This window comes from Actinomadura geliboluensis (assembly GCF_005889745.1).
Taxonomy (GTDB): Bacteria; Actinomycetota; Actinomycetes; order Streptosporangiales; family Streptosporangiaceae; genus Spirillospora; species Spirillospora geliboluensis.
This window is the reverse complement of sequence record NZ_VCKZ01000191.1, coordinates 1-16,802: the sequence shown is the minus strand read 5'-3', so window position 1 is coordinate 16,802 and position 16,802 is coordinate 1. Positions and strand designations below refer to the sequence as shown.

Below are 16,802 nucleotides of genomic sequence, written 5' to 3'. Positions count from 1 at the left end.
CCTACTCGCCCTGGCTCGACGCATGGTCGACGTCCTGTGGGCTCTGCTGCGCGACAACCGAACCTTCAGCCCGATCCCGCCATCGCAGGTCAGCGCTATCGCGGCTTGACATGGTCACTGAGATTCCCTTCTTCGGTGTGCTGGTCGCTGTTCACCCTCCGGACGCGGCCTTAAGCCCACCTAACGCATGACTTGGCGGTCCCCGCACGGCCGTGCTTTGCCGGTGCTTAAGAACGCGCTGGTGTGCTCGGGCCACCCTCATTCCGGGGAAGGGAGAAACCGTGCGGATCCTGTTCACTCCGCTGGCCGGCATCGCGCATTACTTCCACCTCGTCCCGCTCGCGTGGGCGTGCCGCGCCGCCGGGCACGAGGTGCGGATCGCGGCCCGGCCCCCGGTGGACGCCGTGGTCCGCTCGGGCATGCCCGTGCTCCGCGCCGGCGGGCGCTACGACTTCACCGCCGGGCTCGCCGAGGCCCACCAGGGCATCCAGCGCGAGATCGGCCGCGCCCCCCGCCCCGGCGACCTCGCCGCGCTGCCCCCGGAGACGGTCCGCCGGCTCCGCCACGCCCGGCTCGCGCCGCACGTGCGGGCCGCCGAGGACATGGCCGAAGACCTGGTGCCGTTCGCCCGCACCTGGCGGCCGGACGTCATCGTGACCGTCCCGATCGTGCTCGCCGCCCCCCTCGCGGCCGCGGCGTCCGGCGCCCGCCTCGTCCGCCACCTGTGGGGCCCGGACATCTCCCGGCACGCCGGCTTCCCCGGCCTAGGGGCGCCCCCTGCAGAATGGCCGCCCGACCTGGTGCGCCTCTACGAGCGGTACGGGGTGGAACCCCAGGCCGACCACGCCCTGCGCAACATCGACCCGTGCCCGGCGTCCCTGCAGATCCAGGTCCCCGACCGGATACCGGTGCGCTACACGCCGTACAACGACAACGCCGAACTGCCCGGCTGGCTGGTCGAACCCCCGCGCCGCCCCCGGGTGTGCGTCACCTGGAGCACCGTGAACACCCAGCTCGTCGGCTCCGACGGCTACCTGGTGCCGGAGATCCTCAAGGCCCTGGAGAGCCTCGACGTGGAGATCGTGGCGACCATCCCCGAACGCGACCACGCCCTGGTCGGCGAACTGCCCGCCGGCGCCCGCCTAGTCTCCGGCCTCCCGCACGACCTGCTGCTGCCGAGCTGCGACGCGGTCGTCCACCACGGCGGCGCCGGCACCCTGCTCACCGCCGCCCGCCACGGCGTCCCGCAGCTGGTCATCGCCCCGGTCGCGGACCAGATCTTCAACGCCCAGCGCCTCGCCGCCACCGGCGTCGGCATCGGCATGATCGCCGACGAGACCGCCGCCGACGCCATCAAGGCCGCCGCGACGACCGTCCTCACCGAACCCGCCGTCCGCGCCGCCGCCACCCGCCTCCAAGCGGAGATCCTCGCCCAGCCGGCCCCCACCGACCTCGTCCGAACCCTGGAAGACCTGACCTGACGCCGGGTACCGCGCGTCCGCGCGGGAGGCCGTTCAGGCGGGGACGGGGGCCTGGCAGTCGTCGAAGGGCGGGTAGTTCTCGGCGGCGGTTCGTTCGGCCGCGTCGATGTAGTCGGCGAGGGCGTCGCGGGACTGCGCGAGCCTGGTCATCTGCTCGTCCAGGCGCTCCAGCCGCGACCGCATCGCGGTCAGCAGTTCGGGGCATCCGAGCAGCTCCGGGGCCTCTCCGACCGCGCAGGGCAGCAGGTAGGCGATGTCCTCGGACGACAGGCCGGCGCCGAGCAGATGCCGGATCTGCCTCACCCGCAGCACGGCGGACTCGTCGTACTCGCGGTAGCCGTTCGCGCGGCGGTCCGCCGCCAGCAGGCCGCGGGCCTCGTAGTAGCGCAGCTGGTGGGCGTTGACGCCCGTCCGCCGGCTCAGTTCCCCGATCCGCACCCAGACCTCACTTGACTCTCACACCGGTCTCAACGTTGACGATGCTGCCATGGACAGCAAAACCGATACACGTGTGACGATCATCGGACTCGGGCTCATGGGCCGGGCACTGGCCAGTGCCTTCCTGAAGGCCGGCCATCCCACCACGGTGTGGAACCGTACGGCGGCCAAGGCCGCCCCACTGGTCGCCGAAGGCGCGCAACTCGCACCCACGGTGGGCGACGCGGTCAAAGCGGGGAACCTGACGCTCGTCTGCCTCACCGATTACCGAGCCGTGCGCGAGTCGCTCGACACGGACGGCGTCGAACTGGACGGCGCGACACTGATCAATCTGACCTCGGGCGACTCCGCCGAGGCCCGAGAGACCGCCCACTGGGCCGCGCAGCGCGGTGCCCGATACTTGGACGGCGCCATCATGGCCGTCCCACCGGCGATCGGGACGGCCGAAGCCGTGATCCTGCACAGCGGACCGCAGCCGGAGTTCGAGGCGCACCGGCCGGTGCTCGAAGTGCTCGGCACCGTGACCTATCTCGGCGACGACCCCGGACTGGCGTCCCTGTACGACGTGGCCGGCCTGGCCATGATGTGGAGCGTCCTGAACGCCTGGCTCCAGGGCACCGCCCTGGTCAGGACGGCCGGCGTCGACGCCGCGACGTATGCGCCGTTCGCGCGGCAGATCGCGGAAGGCGTGGCCGGATGGCTCCCCGGCTACGCCGAGCAGGTCGACGCCGGCTCCTTCCCGGCCGAGGTGTCGGCCCTGGAGACCGACGCGGCGGCGATGACCCACCTGATCAAGGAGAGCGAGGCGGCGGGCGTCAACGCCGAACTGCCGAAACTCTTCAAGACGATCGCCGACCGCGCGATCGCCGCCGGCCACGGCGCCGAGCAGTACCCCGTCCTCATCAAGGAGTTCACCAAGCCCCGCGGCAACTGACCGCCGCCGTCGGGGGTCGTGCTCTCCGGCTCAGGTGTGCGAGGCGCGCGGAGGTGGGGTGACGGGACGCGCTGTCGATCTGGACAGGGTGTTCAGGTGGGTGGCGGCGGCTGCCAGGTCGGTGGCGGCGGTTGTGGCGGCCGTTATGTGCGCTTCGGCGGTGGCGGTGAACCAGGGGGGTGTCGCCGGGTCGTCCTTGAGGCGCTGGACCAGGGCGCGGAGGCGGGCCGTGGCGTGTTCGACGGCCTCGGCGTCGGAGCGCAGCAGGGCGGCGGAGTCGGCGACCGAGCGGCGGGCGGGCAAGGCGGCCTCCTAAGCGGGGAAGACGAGGGTGCCCGCGTCGCGGCGGAGCATCCGGTGCGGGTGGGCGAGGCAGAGGAGAGGCCGGGCGCCGTCGAGGCCGAGGGCGCGCAGCCGGGCGGTCAGGGGGTCGTCGCCCGCGCCGGCGTGCAGACGGGCGCGGGGCGCGGGGTGCAGCCGGGCCCGGCCATGGGTGTGGACGAGCGTGCGCTGCGTCGCGCCGGCGAGGGCGGAGTAGACGACCAGATCGCCGGAGCGGGCCGGGCTGCTCGGGCCGAGCGGCCCCGCGAAGGTCAGGACGCGGTCGTCCGGGGCGCCGACGGTGAGCGCGGCGGCGCGGCCGTCCAGGCGGACGCGGATCGGGGCGGTGACGGCGTGCTCGCTCCACAGGTTGCGGTGGGCGGCGCCGGCGGCGGGGGTGCTCAGCGCGGTGGCGAGCGTCCACAGCCCGGCGCCGCGCAGGTGCGGGCGGCGCAGCAGGTCCAGCCAGACGCCGACGGGACGAGGGCACCACGGATCGTGAACGACTAGCCCGAGGGCGACCTCCTGGTGCGGCCCGAGCGTGCTCGCCCGGTGGTCGTGGACGGACAGTGCGACCAGCGACCGCGTCCCGGCCCGCACCGGGACGGCGCCGCCCTCCTCCAGGACGGCGGCGGCGGAGGCGGCGTCGACGGCGAACCAGGCCGTGAGCGCAGCCGCGTCCGATGTCCGCGCGGGCACCTCCACCGGGCCGTCGGGAGTGGGCTCGGCGCGGGCGGCGACGCTGAGGAACGGGAAGCCCTCCGGGCGGCGGGCGTCGTCGTAGAGCTCGTAGAGCCGGCGATTGATGACGGGGCCGTTGTAGGGCGCGAGCTGCTGTTCGATGTGCGCGCGCGCCTCGGGGAGGTCGTGCTCGATGTTGGCGGCGTAGTGCTCAAGCCGGTGGCAGGCGGGGAACAGGTGCGTCGGGTCGGTGTAGTCCACGACGTACCGGCCGGGCCCTTCCGTGAAGCAGTTCCCGGCGCCCTGCCCGTCGAGGCTCGGGATGATGTCGTGCCGGTTGGTGACGCTGGCGACCCAGGTCGCCGGGTCCGCGGGGGTCTTGAAGTCGATCGGCGACCCGATCGCGATGACGTGGGTGAGCCGGTACCGGGCGTTGAGCGCGGCGTCCTGGCTCAGGCTCATGACGGCCGCGCCGCCGGCGCTGTGGCCGATCAGGGCGAGGTCGGCGCCGGCGGGGATCCGGTAGTCGTCGATGGCCTTGGCGAGGGCGCGGCTGTAGGGGCCGCTGTCCTGGACGGTGCTGCTGAACGCGCCGAGCAGGTCGGCGGGCGACGCGCCGTCCGGTGCGCCGAGCCGCATCCCGGGCGCCAGCAGGACGTACCGTTCGGCGCCGTCGGGGCCGCGCACGGTGAGCAGCAGCGCGCGGCCGGTGGGCCCGACCGCGATCAGGTCGCCGAGCAGGCCGAGCAGGGACGCCTCCGCGCAGAACCGGGCGGCCTCCGCCGCGGTCGGCTCGGCGCGCAGGGCGGCGCCGCGGCCGCGGTCCAGCCGGGCGATGGCGCGGTTGCTCAGCCCGGTCAGCGGGTCGGCGGTCGCGGCGCCCGCGCCGGTCGCGATGAGCCAGGCGGTGTGGTCGTTCAGCGGGTTGCGGTCGAGCAGCGCGCGCAGCGCGAGGACCTCGCTGAAGACGGGGGACAGCGCGCTCAGCGCGCCCGCCGCGCCGCGGTCGGCGACCAGGTCGCGCAGTGCCCCGAGCATGCCGGACCGGCCCTCGCCGGCCGCCTCGACCAGCCGGCGGACCAGCGGGTCCTCGGTGAGCGCGGGCTCGGCGAGGGCGACCGCGGCGATGCGCAGCCGCAGCGACGTGGTCATGACCGCGACGGGCAGGCTCGGCGTCCCGGCGAACCCGCCGAGCTTGGCGCCGAGGACGCCGAGCACGCCGCCCGCCGGGGCCCAGCCGAGCCCGGCGGGGTCGGTGACGGCGCGGGCCAGCGCCCGCTGCGCCCGCCACCCCTCGCGCGGCGCGCGGCACACGGCCGCGGCGACCTGCGGGTCGGACAGCGCGGCCGTGGCGTGCACGGCCGCCTCGCGGAGCGTGTGCGCGATCTCGGCGAGTTCCCGCGCGGCGGCCGGCAGCAGCGCGCCCGGGGCCGCGTCGGCGGGGGCGGTCATCGCGCCGCTCCTCGCCACGTCATGCTCACGAACCGGGGCCGCGGGTCCTCGGGGGTGTTGCGGGCGAGCACGTCGCCGAGCGTGCGGGTCTCGGCGATCGTCCGCAGGCCGGCGGGGGTGAAGGTCGCGGCGTTCAGCACGCGCGGGGCCAGCAGCGGGTTGGTGAGCGCCTGCGAGAACGCGTCGATCGCGATGATCTTGGTGAGGAGGGGCGGCAGGACGGCGGCGGGCGATCCGGGCTCCTCGGCGAACAGGCCGACGTACAGCTCCAGGTCGTCCACGCTCCGGTACCGGTCGGCGAGGGCGTCCTGCACGCGCGGGTCGCCGGACACCTGGGCGAAGCCGCGCGCCCTGGGGAAGCGGCAGTGGGCGCGGTAGTCGTTGTAGGACGCCAGCTGCAGGGTGCGGGCGTCCTTGATCGAGGAGATCTCGACCTCGCGCAGGATCGGGTCGGTGTTGAACAGGCCGATGCGCCCGGCGCGCTGCTCGGAGGCGTCCTCGAACAGCCTGCCCAGCCCCGGGCCGGGGATCAGGGCGCCGCCGAACAGCGTCCGGGCCGTGGGCAGTTCGGTGTCGCCGACGACCAGGCTGGACGGGATGAGGCTGTGCCAGCGGTAGACCAGGTTGAACTCGACCGAGGCCCAGTTCTGCCGGTGCCAGGGCGCGCGCTGCAGCATCCGGGAGAGGCGGGGGTCGAGCAGGAACCGGAAGTGGTACGGCGTGATGTGGTTGATGTACTCCTCGACGACCAGCCTGATGACCTCGACGATGACGATGTTGCGGGCGGTCTGGAAGAGCCGCTCGTCGTCCCAGCGGGGGTTCTCCGCCGCGAGCGCCCGGGCGACCCGGTTGTGCTCGCGCAGGAACAGCACCGTCATCATCGTGAAGCCGACCTGGACGTTGCCGCGGTCGCCGCCGGTCGCGAACAGGGTGTCGCGCTGCGCGTCGGTCAGCATGTCCATCCGGACCGCCGTCAGCGCCCAGAACTCCGGCTTGATCTTGCCGTTCTCGCAGAGGTACGGCGGGAACTCGCCGCCGTTGATCAGCTGGCTCTTGAGCAGCCCGCCCTCGCGGGCGCGCACGGCGTCGGTGGCCTCGGCCGTCAGCCCGTACAGCGGGTTGAGGTCGATCTCGTGGTTGGACGTGCTGCGCCGCGGGTCGCGGGGCTCCTCGGACTCGCCGCGCAGGAACCCGTCGGTGAACCACTGGGCGAAGTAGGCGAACAGGACGGTGGAGCGGGGGCAGGGGATCATCTCGCCGTCGCGGGCGAACAGGTCGGCGGCCTGCTCGACCGTCGGGCGGCCGGTCTCCTGGTCGGGGACGGGCGGCAGGTGCCGGCCGCTGTAGGTGCGGTCGGTCAGCGACGGCCAGGACGTGTACGGCGCCATCGTGCTCAGCGGTTCGGGCCGCGGCGGCATCTCCCGGCACGCCTGGTCGATCACGGCGGCGTTGATGCGGCGGCGCAGCGCGGTGGACGACTCGGCGAGCCGCCACAGCGGCCGGCCGTGGGTCAGCGCGAGGAACCGCAGCCGGTTGCGGGCGCCGTCGGAGGCGAAGCCGCGGGCGCTCGGGTGGGACTCTCGCACGGTCACGCCCCCTCCCGCGCCGGAGCGTCGAACCGCAGCGGGAAGCCGTCGGGGAAGACGTCCCGGTCGCGGCGCACCTCCCCGCCCGCGCGCAGCCCGGGTCTCAGCAGGACGCGGCGCAGGGTCTCGGCGATCACGACCCGGCCCGGGTGCACGCCCAGGCAGGCGTGCGGGCCGTGGCCGAAGTGCATCCAGGCGTCCGCGGGCCGGTCGGCCCGGAAGGCGGCGGGGTCGTCCACGGCGTCGTCGTCGAACATGGCGGAGGCGACCGCCGCCAGGACAAGGCGCCCGGCCGGGACCGTCGCCCCGCTGGGCAGCACGTGGTCCCGCACGCAGTAGCGGGCGATCATCTTGAGGAAGGGGTCGAACCGCAGCGCCTCCCAGACATGGCCGTCGAACCGCTCGGGGACGCCGGCGGCCGCCACGGCGGCGGCGTGCAGCTCGGGCCGGCCGAGCAGCAGCGACACCACGTTCGTCATGGACCCGGCGGCGTTCTCGACGAACCCCAGCAGCAGGCCGGCGACGTTGACCGCGACGCGCTCGTCGTCGAAGCCCAGCTCGGCGGGCAGCCGGGTGCGGACCAGCCGGCCCAGCACGTCCGCGCCGTCGGGCGCGGCGCGCCGCTCGGCGACCAGGCCGCGCAGGTACGCCATCATCTCCGCGCCCGCGGCGACCGCCGCCGCGTGCACGCCGGGATCGCCGGTGAAGTTGGCGGTCACGTCGGTCATGATGGCCCGCGACCAGCGCGACAGCGTCGCCTCGTCCGGCCCCGGGAAGCCGAAGTAGCGGGCGCAGACCTTCAGCGGGACGCCCCGGAACACCCCGCCGACCGCGTCGAGCTCCCCGTCGGCCGCGTCCAGCGCCTCGTCGGCGAGCTCACCCGCGAGCGCGCGCACGGCGGGGACGTCCTCGGGCGCGAGCATGACCTGCATCAGGCCCTTCTCCCGCCAGTTCATCGGGGTCCCGTCGCGGGTCAGCATGATCGGGGCGCCGAGCGCGGCCTCCATCGAGGGACGGTAGGCGCTGACCGGGAACGCGTCCGGCCGCGACAGCACCTCGGTCACGTCGGCGTGCCGGGTGACCAGGGCGAAGGTCGGCGCCGCGAGGACGGGCCGGTCCGCGCGCAGCTCGGCGAACAGCTCCCGCCAGTCGGTGCGCAACCACCCGGCCAGCCGGACCTGGGCGGCGCCCGGATCGGCCCGGACGAGGGCGTCGTAGGCGGCGAGGTACCCCTCTGGCTGCATGGCATCAGCTCCCAAGTCGTGACCGGCCGGATCCAGAGAGTAAGAGTCCAAACCGTCACCGCCAAGAGATTTGGCACATTGAGTAGTTAAGTAGCTTCACTCGGTGATGGTTGCCTATCCGCCAGGCGACTGCCGCCCTCCGTGTCGTCGCAGTTCAATGGGCCTCGACCTGCGGGCTGAACCGGATGGCGGGAGGAACGGATGGCGGAGGCGGATCGGTCGATGGGGGAGACGCTCCCGGTCTCCGGAACCCGCCGGCACGCCTACCTGGCCGTCCTGGTCGTGCTGCCTCCGCTGGCCCTGGTCGCGGCGGTGGCGGCCGTCTGGGGGCGCGCGGTCGGGCCCGTCGACCTCCTGCTCGCCCTGGCGATGTACACCGTCAACATCTTCGGCATCAGCGTCGGCTACCACCGCCTGCTGACCCACCGCTCCTTCAAGTGCCCCCGGCCCGTCCGGGTGGGGTTCGCCCTCGCGGGCGCGCTGGCCCTCGAAGGGCCGCCCTCACTGTGGGCCGCCGAGCACCGCAGGCACCACAAGTACTCCGACAAGCCCGGCGACCCGCACTCGCCCTGGGTCTACGGCGACAGCGGCTTCGCGCTGCTGCGCGGCCTGCTGCACGCCCAGGTCGGCTGGTTCTACAGCGCCCGCAGGCGGTCCAACCGCGCGCACTGGGTGCCCGACCTGCTCGCCGACCGCGACATCCGCCGGGTGGACGCGGCCTACCCGGCGATCACCGTCGCGTCCTTCCTGCTGCCCGCCGCGGCCGGCGGCCTGATCACCTGGTCGTGGGCGGGCTTCTGGACGGCCCTCTTCTGGGCCGGCCTCGTCCGCTACGCGGTCGTCCACCACGTCACGTGGTCGGTGAACTCGATCGCGCACTGCTTCGGCGACCAGGACTTCCCCACCCGCGACCGCTCCTCGAACGTCCGATGGGTGGCGCTGCTGACGTTCGGCGAGGGCTGGCACAACTGGCACCACATCGAGCCGACCAGCGCCCGCCACGGCGTCCTCAAAGGCCAGACCGATCCCAGCGCGGCCCTGATCCGCCTCCTGGAGAGACTCGGCTGCGCCCACGACGTCCACTGGCCGTCCCAAGCCCGCATCGAGATGCGAGCGAACCACCCCACCGCGACCCGGGAACCCAACGCGAGTTGAGCGGAGCGGTTCGCCCGCGCGCGCGTCACTGGTCGACGTGCTCGGCCGTGTTCTTCGGTAGCGCGAGCATCACGAGTGCCGCCACGGCGTAGAGCACGGCGGAGATGACGAGGACGATGCCGAGCGCGTCACCGTAGTCGGCCCGTCCCGGTGCGCCGGTCGCCGAACCGGTGGCGGTGGTGAAGAAGACCGTGCCGAGAGCGGCGATGCCGGCGGCACCGCCGATCTGGTTGACGGTGGAGAGTACACCGCCCCCGGCGCCGGCGTCGCGCCCGGGGATGCCGGCGAGGACGACGTTGACGAGGATCGGGGCGCAGAGACCGAGCCCGAGGCCGCCGATGAGGAGAGCGAGGGCGAGGAGCGGGTATCCGGGGTCGCCGCCGTCCCCGACGGCCGTCCACAGGACGAGCTGCGATGCCGCGACGGTGAGCGAGCCGGTGATCAGCAGGGCCCGCCCGGCCTTGGCGGCGAGCGCGACGCCGACCCCGGAGGTGACGATCGAGCCGAGCGCGTAGGGCAGGATCACCAGGCCGGTCTCCCACGCCGTCCGGCCGGTGCCGTCCTGGAGGTAGACCGACAGGGTGAGGAAGAACGCCCCGATACCGCCGAAGAACAGCAGGGACGCGGACAGGCCGACCGCGAAGGCGCGGATCCGGAGCAGGGCCGGATCGAAGACGGGCTCGCCCCCGCGTCCGGCGAGGCGTCGCTCATGGACGACGAAGACCGCGAGCACGACGATCCCGGCGGTGAGCAGGGCGTAGCTGGTCGAAGTCCATCCCCAGGAGTCGGTCTGGATGATCGGCAGCAGCAGGAGCAGGATGCCCGCGGCCGCGAGCAGCGCGCCCGGGAGGTCGAGGCGGGCGGTCGAGGCCGAGCGGGACTCCGGCAGCACCTTCGCGCCCATGACGAGCGCCAGGACCGAGACGGGCACGTTGATCCAGAAGATGGTGCGCCAGCCCAGCCCGAACAGGTCGGCGTCGACGAGCAGCCCGCCGAGCAGCGGGCCCGCGACGGACGCGAGGCCCTGGACCGCCCCGTAGGCGCCGAACGCCTTGGCGCGCTCGCCCGGGGCGAACGACGCCCGGATGATCCCGAACACCTGCGGGACCATGACCCCCGCGGTCAGTCCCTGCGCGGCGCGGGTGCCGATGAGCATTCCCGGGCCGGCGGCCAGCGCGCAGAGCGCGGAGGTGACGGTGAACCCGGTCAGGCCGATCATGAACAGGCGCTTGCGGCCGTACCGGTCGCCGAGCCGTCCACCGGTGACCAGGCCCGCGCCCAGGGCGAGGAGGTAGGCGGCGATCGTCCACTGGATCTGGGCGTCGCCGGCCCCGAGGTCGCGGGCGATCGCCGGGGCGGCGACGGTGACGATCGTCCCGTCGAGGAGGTCCAGGAACGAGCCGAAGAGCACCACCAGGAGCGCCGCGCTCGCGCCCGCGCCGGAGACGAGCGCCGGCGGGGCGCCGGGCCCGCGCGTGCCCTCGTGAGGGATCTGTGAAGCGGTCATGCGGGCGACCCTCGCCGCTATAGTTGCCGCCGAGTGACCGCTTTGTCGTGAGGAGTGCGAGCGATGGCCGCCACCTCCGCCCGGACGCTCAAGCTGCTGTCGGTCTTCGGGACCGGCGCGACGCTGACCGCCGGGGACCTCGCCGCCAGGCTCGGGACGTCGGTGCGGACCGTGCGGCGCGACATCGACACGCTCCGGGAGCTCGGGTACGAGATCGAGGCCGTGCGCGGGGCGGGCGGCGGCTACCGGCTCGGCCGCGCCACCCGGTTGCCGCCGGTCGTCTTCGACGAGGACCAGGCCGTCGCGGCGGCCGTCGCGCTCCAGACCGTCCCGGCGATCCTGTCCGGCATCGGGGAGAACGCCGTCCGCGCCCTCGCCACGCTGCGGCAGGCGATGCCCGCCCGCAGCCGCGTCCACACCGAGGCGGTCACCGTCTCCGCGGCGCGCAACTACTGGGAGTTCCCCGCGGCGCCCATCGACGCGGAGGCCGTCCGCGCCATCGGCGGCGCGATCAACCGGCGGCACGTCGTCCGCGCGGACTACACCGGCGAGGGCGGCACGGCGACGCTCACCCTGGAACCGCATGACCTCGTCGTATGGGCGGCGCGCTGGTACCTCGTCGCGTTCGAACCGGACGCGGACCGGTGGCGTGCGATGCGCGTCGACCGCCTTGAACTGCGCATGCCCACGGGGACGCCCTTCCGGCGGCGCGACGTCCCGCACGGCGATCCAGCGGCCTTCGTCATGAGCACGCACGATCGCGGCGACACCCCGGCGGAATGGCCGTGCCGCGGCTCGGCGCTCATCGCCCTGCCCGCGCCCGTCGTCGCCAGGTTCGCCCCCGGCGGGTCGACGGTCGAGCACGACACCGACTCCCGGTGCCGGCTCACGCTCGGCGCGTGGTCATGGGCCGGGCTGGCAGGACTCCTCCTGACCTTCGACGCCGACATGACGGAGATCGAACCGCCAGAACTCAGGCAAGCGCTCCGCTCCCTGCGGAACCGCATCGACAGAGCACTCGGCCCCGCCGGCTGACTGCGCCGGGAATGCTCGTCCCGCGACCCACATGATCATCGCGAACCGCCCGCCCTGGTGCGTGAGGGGTACCGGTCGGCGTGAGGGGTATGGGCGTCCGATCCGGAGTCGTTCGTCTGGGCAGCGCCCAGGAGGAGCATGCGGCGATGAGGTCCACTCAGCCCGACCAGCTCAGGGTGCGCGGCGCCCGCGTGCACAACCTGCGGAACGTGGACGTCGACGTTCCGCTGCGCGTCATGGTCGGGGTCGCCGGCGTGTCCGGGTCGGGGAAGTCGTCGCTGGCACTGGGCGTGCTGTACGCCGAAGGGTCCCGCCGCTACATCGAGGCGCTGTCGACCTACACCCGCCGCCGGATGGCCCAGGCGCCGCGGGCGGCGGTCGACTCGGTGGAGCACGTCCCCGCCGCGCTGGCGCTGCGGCAGCGACCCGGGGTGCCCGGCGTGCGGTCCACGTTCGGCACCTCCAGCGAGTTGCTGAACGTGCTGCGGCTGATGTTCTCGCGGCTGGCCTCCCACCTGTGCCCCAACGGCCACCGGGTCCCGCCGACGATCGATGTGGCGGCCGAGGTGCCGTTCACGTGCCCCGTCTGCGGTGAGCGGGTGCACCCGCCGGGCGCCGAGGACCTGTCGTTCAACTCCACCGGCGCCTGCCCCCGCTGCCAGGGCATCGGCGTGGTGCGCACGGTGGACGACGCGACGCTCGTCCCGGACCCGTCCAAGACGCTGGAGGACGGCGCGGTCGCCCCCTGGCAGATGTTCGGGTTCAACGTCCAGCCCGACATCGCGCGCGAGTTCGGCGTGCGCACCGACGTGCCGTGGAGCGAGCTGACCGACCGCGAGCGGGAGATCGTGCTGGACGGTCCGGAGGAGAAGAAGCACATCACCGTCACCAGCAAGAAGGGGGTCCACGAACTGGACTTCACCTTCCGCAACGCGCGGCTGACGGTGACCGAGGAGCTGAAGCGCGCCGACACCGACAAGCGGCTGGCCAGGGTCAGCCGCTTCCTGAGCGAGGGCACCTGCCCGGACTGCCGGGGCACCCGCCTCAGCCCCGCCGCGCGGGCCCCTCGGATCGGTGAGCGGAACCTGGCCGAGGTCACCGCGATGACCCTGGACGAGGTGCTGGCGTGGGCGCCCGGCGTCGTGGACGACCTCCCCGCCGACATGCGGGAGATGGCCCGGTCGCTGGCCGACACCCTGGTCGACATGGGCCGGCGCCTCGTCGAGCTCGGCCTCGGCTACCTCGCGCTGGACCGGGCGGGGTCGACGCTGTCCACCGGCGAGCGGCAGCGGGCCCAGCTCGCGCGGGCGGTCCGCAACCGCACCACCGGCGTCCTCTACGTTCTCGACGAGCCGTCGATCGGCATGCACCCGGCCAACGTCGAGGGGTTGCTCGGCGTGATGCGCGACCTGCTGGCCGACGGCAACTCGGTCGTCTTCGTCGACCACGACGTGCAGATCCTGCGGGAGGCCGACTGGCTGATCGAGATCGGCCCCGGCTCGGGGGACGACGGCGGCACCGTCATCGCCGAGGGCGGCCCCGGCGCCCTCGCCGGCGCGTCCCGCTCGCGGCTCGCCGGCTTCCTCACGGGTGCCGAGCCGGTGATCGTCCGTGCCTGCGCCGAGCCGGCCGCCGTGTTCGAGCGGGGAGCAGTCCGCCTCAAGACGGAGGCCGTCCACACCGTCCACCCGCTGGAGGTCGAGTTCCCCCTCGGCCGGTTGACCGCCGTCACCGGCGTCTCCGGATCGGGCAAGACGACGCTCGTCCTCGAATGCCTGGTCCCGGCCCTGGAGGCACGGTCGAGATCGGCGGCCCTGCCGGCTCATGTGCGCGACCTGGAGGCGCCCGACGGCATCAAGGTCCATGTGGTCGACGCGACCCCGATCGGCATCAACGTCCGCTCCACCGTGGCCACCTATTCGGGCGTCATGGACGAGCTGCGCAAGGCTTACGCCGCGACCCCGGAGGCCCGCCGCGACGGGCTGACGGCCTCCGACTTCTCGTACAACACCGGGTCACTGGCCTGCCCGCGCTGCGGCGGCACCGGCGAGATCTCCCTCGACGTCCAGTTCCTGCCCGACGTGGACATCGTCTGCCCCGAGTGCGGCGGTAGCCGCTTCGCGCCCCGCGCGGACGCCTACCGGCGCGACGGCGTCTCCCTGCCCGGCCTGCTCGGGTGCACGATCCGCGAAGCCCTCAACGCCACCGCCGACCTGCGGCGGGTGCACAAGCGCCTGGCGGCCCTGGACGAACTGGGACTGGGCTACCTCACCCTCGGCGAGGCCACCCCGGCCCTGTCCGGCGGCGAAGCCCAGCGGTTGAAGCTGGTGAGCCAGATGCACCGGGACCAGACCGACGCCGTGTTCGTCCTCGACGAACCGAGCGTGGGCCTGCACCCGCTGGACGTGCGCACCCTCCTGGACGTCCTGCAGCGGCTGGCCGACCGCGGCGCCACCGTCATCGTGATCGAACACGACCTCGACCTGATCGCCAACTCCGACCACGTGATCGACCTCGGCCCCGGCGGGGGCGAGGAGGGCGGCGAGATCATCGCCACCGGCACACCGGGCCAGATCGCCCGCGACCCCGCGTCCATCACCGGGAAATACCTCGCCCGGCACCTGCGCGCCGGAGCCTAGCGGGCTAGCGCCGCTTGCGTCCGACGCCGATCTGCATGAGATCGCGCCCGGGGACGACCGGCCCGGCGAAGTCGCGGCCGGCGCGGCGCCACCGCCCGTCCTGGAGGTGCCCGGGCGAGAAGTGGTTCAGGACGAGCCTGCGCGCCCCCGCCCGCTGCGCCACCGTGCCGACCTGCTCGGTGGTGGTGTGGGCGCCGATCATGTGGTTGATGTAGCCGTCCTTGGTCTCCTGCGGGACGGGCAGCGCCGAGATGCTCTGCTCCACCCACGCCTGGTCGATCACCTCGTGGACGAGGACGTCGCAGTCACCGGCCAGGTCCACCAGGTTGTCGGAGACGGTGGTGTCGCCGGAGAACACCACCGAGCCGTCGTCGGTGTCGAACCGGAACCCGAACGCGGGGAACATCTGCCCGTGGTCGACGAGCGTGGCCGTCACGCGCACCCGGTCGTCCTCGTACACCCTGATGGGCCGGTGCAGGCGCGGGATGCTCTTACCCGGTGCGGCGCCGTCCGGCAGGGCGATGTCATGGGCGTTCACGCGGTCGGTGATGGCCGGGGACCCGGTGTCGAAGAGCCTGTCGTTGAAGTCGGTGGCGAACGCGGCGACCAGGGACGCGGTCATGTCGACCGTCCCGGCCCCGGGGTCGTCCGGCTGGATCGGGTCCGGGACGGGCCGTCCCGCCGGGAAGACCGCCGGGAGCGCCCCGCGCTTGCCCGGTCCGAACACCTGGACGGGCCGGTCGGCCCGGCCGAGCCCGCCGCCGCAGATGCCGTAGAGCAGCAGCCCCGGGTAGTCGGCGATGTGGTCGGAGTGCAGGTGGGTGAGGAACACGGCGCGCAGGTGGCCCAGGTCGTTCATGCCCTGGCCCGGCCCGAGCAGCCCCGCTCCGCGCAGGTTGTGGACGGACGAGTTCCCGCAGTCGACCAGGTAGAGGGCGTCGCCGACGACGAGCGCGGACGACACGCCCACGCGGTCCGACCCCTCCCACCAGATGGGCCCTCCGGAGGTGCCGAGGAGGACGAGCCGCGTCCGGTACCCCTGGGCGGCCGCCGGGGAGGACGGCCCCGCCGCCGACGCGGTGCCGCTCAGCACACCGGACACGGTCACCGCACCGGCCGCAGCACCCGCGGTGCGCAACAGCCCCCTGCGGGACAGGTGCGGTCGTGGCTCCTCGCACATGATGACGACCCTTCTCTCGGCGGAGCGTCCCTGTAGTAATCACTACAGAGAATGGCGCGACCCTACGGCCGATCAAGGCGCATTGGCAAGAGCCTTCGAGCGGCGGCGCCGTCGCTCTGCGGGGAGAGGGGCCTCCATATCGCTACAGTTACGGAGTTACCGGGCGGGCATCGATCGAGGTCAGGCGGAAGTGGCGTCCTGACGCGGCGCCCGATGGCTGCTGACTTGGCCGCGCCGACGGGGCGGCGCCGAACGGCGGGAGCATGGACGGGCATGGAGAAGCTGTCGGGGCGCACGCCGTTGCTTGATCGGCATCGGGAGCGTGCTGAGCTGGATGGCCTGTTGGGGGACGTCCGCTCCGGACGCGGGCGGGCCCTGGTGCTGCGCGGTGAGGCGGGCGTGGGCAAGTCGGCCCTGCTGCGGCACACGGTGGGACGGGCGGCCGACATGCGGGTGGTCCGCACCGTGGGGACGGAATCGGAGATGGAGCTGGCGTTCGCCGGCCTGCATCTCCTGCTCGCGCCACTGCTGGACCGGATCGAGAAGCTGCCCGGCCCGCAGCGCGACGCGCTCGCGGTCGCGTTCGGCATGCGCAACGGCGACACACCCGACCGCTTCATCATCGGCCTGGCGGTGCTGACCCTCCTTGCCGAGGCGGCGGAGGAACGCGCCCTGCTCTGCGTGATCGACGACGCGCAGTGGCTGGACCAGTCGTCGGCGCAGGTGCTGGCGTTCGTGGCTCGGCGGTTGCTGGCCGAGCCGGTCGGGTTGATCTTCGCCGCGCGTGAGCCGGGCAGCCAGTTCCACGGGCTGGTGGATCTGGAGGTCCGCGGGCTGGAGAAGCAGGACGCGCAGGCGCTGCTGGGGTCGGTGGTCCGGTTCCCGCTGGACGAGCGGATCCGGGACCGGATCCTGGCCGAGACCAACGGGAACCCGCTGGCGCTGCTGGAACTGCCGCGCGGGCTGAGCCCGGCGCAGCTGGCGGGCGGGTTCGGGCTGGTGGAGGCCCAGGCCGTCCCGGCGCGGATCGAGGAGGGTTTCCGGCGGCGGCTGGCGGGGCTGCCGGACGCGACGCGGTCGTTCCTGCTGATCGCGGCGGCCGAGCCGACCGGGGATCCGGTGCTGATCCGGCGTGCGGCCGGGCGGCTG

General features: G+C 73.6%; 13 protein-coding genes. 6 read left to right on the top strand and 7 right to left on the bottom strand.

The features are described from left to right. Positions 1 to 281 precede the first annotated feature (281 nt). Positions 282 to 1,481 (top strand): nucleotide disphospho-sugar-binding domain-containing protein, encoded by a 1,200-nt coding sequence (locus ETD96_RS24245; protein ID WP_138638777.1) that lies wholly within the window; start codon positions 282 to 284, stop codon positions 1,479 to 1,481. Between the two features lie 33 nt (positions 1,482 to 1,514). On the opposite strand, the gene ETD96_RS24240 is transcribed toward ETD96_RS24245, so the two are convergent. Next, a complete protein-coding gene (locus ETD96_RS24240) occupies positions 1,515 to 1,919 on the bottom strand; it encodes a MerR family transcriptional regulator (protein WP_138638776.1) in 405 nt (134 codons plus the stop codon). A gap of 49 nt (positions 1,920 to 1,968) precedes the next feature. On the opposite strand from ETD96_RS24240, the gene ETD96_RS24235 reads away from it, so the two are divergent. Further along, positions 1,969 to 2,853: an NAD(P)-dependent oxidoreductase gene (locus tag ETD96_RS24235; RefSeq protein WP_138638775.1), complete on the top strand. Its 885-nt coding sequence runs from the start codon at positions 1,969 to 1,971 to the stop codon at positions 2,851 to 2,853. A gap of 30 nt (positions 2,854 to 2,883) precedes the next feature. On the opposite strand, the gene ETD96_RS24230 is transcribed toward ETD96_RS24235, so the two are convergent. Genes ETD96_RS24230 through ETD96_RS24215 form a run of 4 tightly spaced genes read right to left on the bottom strand, consistent with a single transcriptional unit; the run spans position 2,884 to position 8,137 of the window. Continuing rightward, a complete protein-coding gene (locus ETD96_RS24230; protein WP_138638774.1) occupies positions 2,884 to 3,156 on the bottom strand; it encodes a hypothetical protein in 273 nt (90 codons plus the stop codon). 9 nt (positions 3,157 to 3,165) lie between these two features. Then, positions 3,166 to 5,307 carry an alpha/beta hydrolase family protein gene (locus tag ETD96_RS24225; RefSeq protein ID WP_138638773.1) on the bottom strand — a complete coding sequence of 714 codons (2,142 nt, stop codon included), beginning with the start codon at positions 5,305 to 5,307 and terminating at the stop codon, positions 3,166 to 3,168. Continuing rightward, positions 5,304 to 6,899, bottom strand: a complete 1,596-nt coding sequence (locus tag ETD96_RS24220) for a peroxidase family protein (RefSeq protein WP_240808113.1) — start codon at positions 6,897 to 6,899, stop codon at positions 5,304 to 5,306. Before ETD96_RS24220 ends, ETD96_RS24225 begins: the two co-directional genes overlap by 4 nt. Further along, entirely contained in the window at positions 6,896 to 8,137 is a 1,242-nt protein-coding gene (locus ETD96_RS24215) for a cytochrome P450 (RefSeq protein WP_138638772.1), read from the bottom strand. The genes ETD96_RS24220 and ETD96_RS24215 overlap by 4 nt, the downstream gene beginning before the upstream one ends. Before the next feature lie 201 nt (positions 8,138 to 8,338). On the opposite strand from ETD96_RS24215, the gene ETD96_RS24210 reads away from it, so the two are divergent. Next, the gene (locus tag ETD96_RS24210; RefSeq protein ID WP_138638771.1) at positions 8,339 to 9,292 is read left to right on the top strand and encodes an acyl-CoA desaturase; all 954 of its coding nucleotides are present in this window, start codon (positions 8,339 to 8,341) and stop codon (positions 9,290 to 9,292) included. Positions 9,293 to 9,317: 25 nt separating this feature from the next. Here the strand turns inward: ETD96_RS24210 and ETD96_RS24205 are convergent, their stop codons facing one another. Further along, positions 9,318 to 10,799 carry an MFS transporter gene (locus ETD96_RS24205; protein WP_138638770.1) on the bottom strand — a complete coding sequence of 494 codons (1,482 nt, stop codon included), beginning with the start codon at positions 10,797 to 10,799 and terminating at the stop codon, positions 9,318 to 9,320. 63 nt (positions 10,800 to 10,862) lie between these two features. Between ETD96_RS24205 and ETD96_RS24200 the strand changes: the two genes are divergently transcribed. Together ETD96_RS24200 and ETD96_RS24195 are read left to right on the top strand one after the other, a co-directional pair. Next, positions 10,863 to 11,834 (top strand): helix-turn-helix transcriptional regulator, encoded by a 972-nt coding sequence (locus ETD96_RS24200; protein ID WP_138638769.1) that lies wholly within the window; start codon positions 10,863 to 10,865, stop codon positions 11,832 to 11,834. Positions 11,835 to 11,980: 146 nt separating this feature from the next. Then, positions 11,981 to 14,473: an excinuclease ABC subunit UvrA gene (locus ETD96_RS24195; RefSeq protein ID WP_138638768.1), complete on the top strand. Its 2,493-nt coding sequence runs from the start codon at positions 11,981 to 11,983 to the stop codon at positions 14,471 to 14,473. Positions 14,474 to 14,477: 4 nt separating this feature from the next. Here the strand turns inward: ETD96_RS24195 and ETD96_RS24190 are convergent, their stop codons facing one another. Beyond that, positions 14,478 to 15,575 (bottom strand): MBL fold metallo-hydrolase, encoded by a 1,098-nt coding sequence (locus tag ETD96_RS24190; protein ID WP_205719434.1) that lies wholly within the window; start codon positions 15,573 to 15,575, stop codon positions 14,478 to 14,480. 351 nt (positions 15,576 to 15,926) lie between these two features. Between ETD96_RS24190 and ETD96_RS24185 the strand changes: the two genes are divergently transcribed. Further along, positions 15,927 to 16,802 (top strand): AAA family ATPase (locus ETD96_RS24185; protein WP_138638766.1); only part of this gene is annotated, 876 nt, incomplete at its 3' end.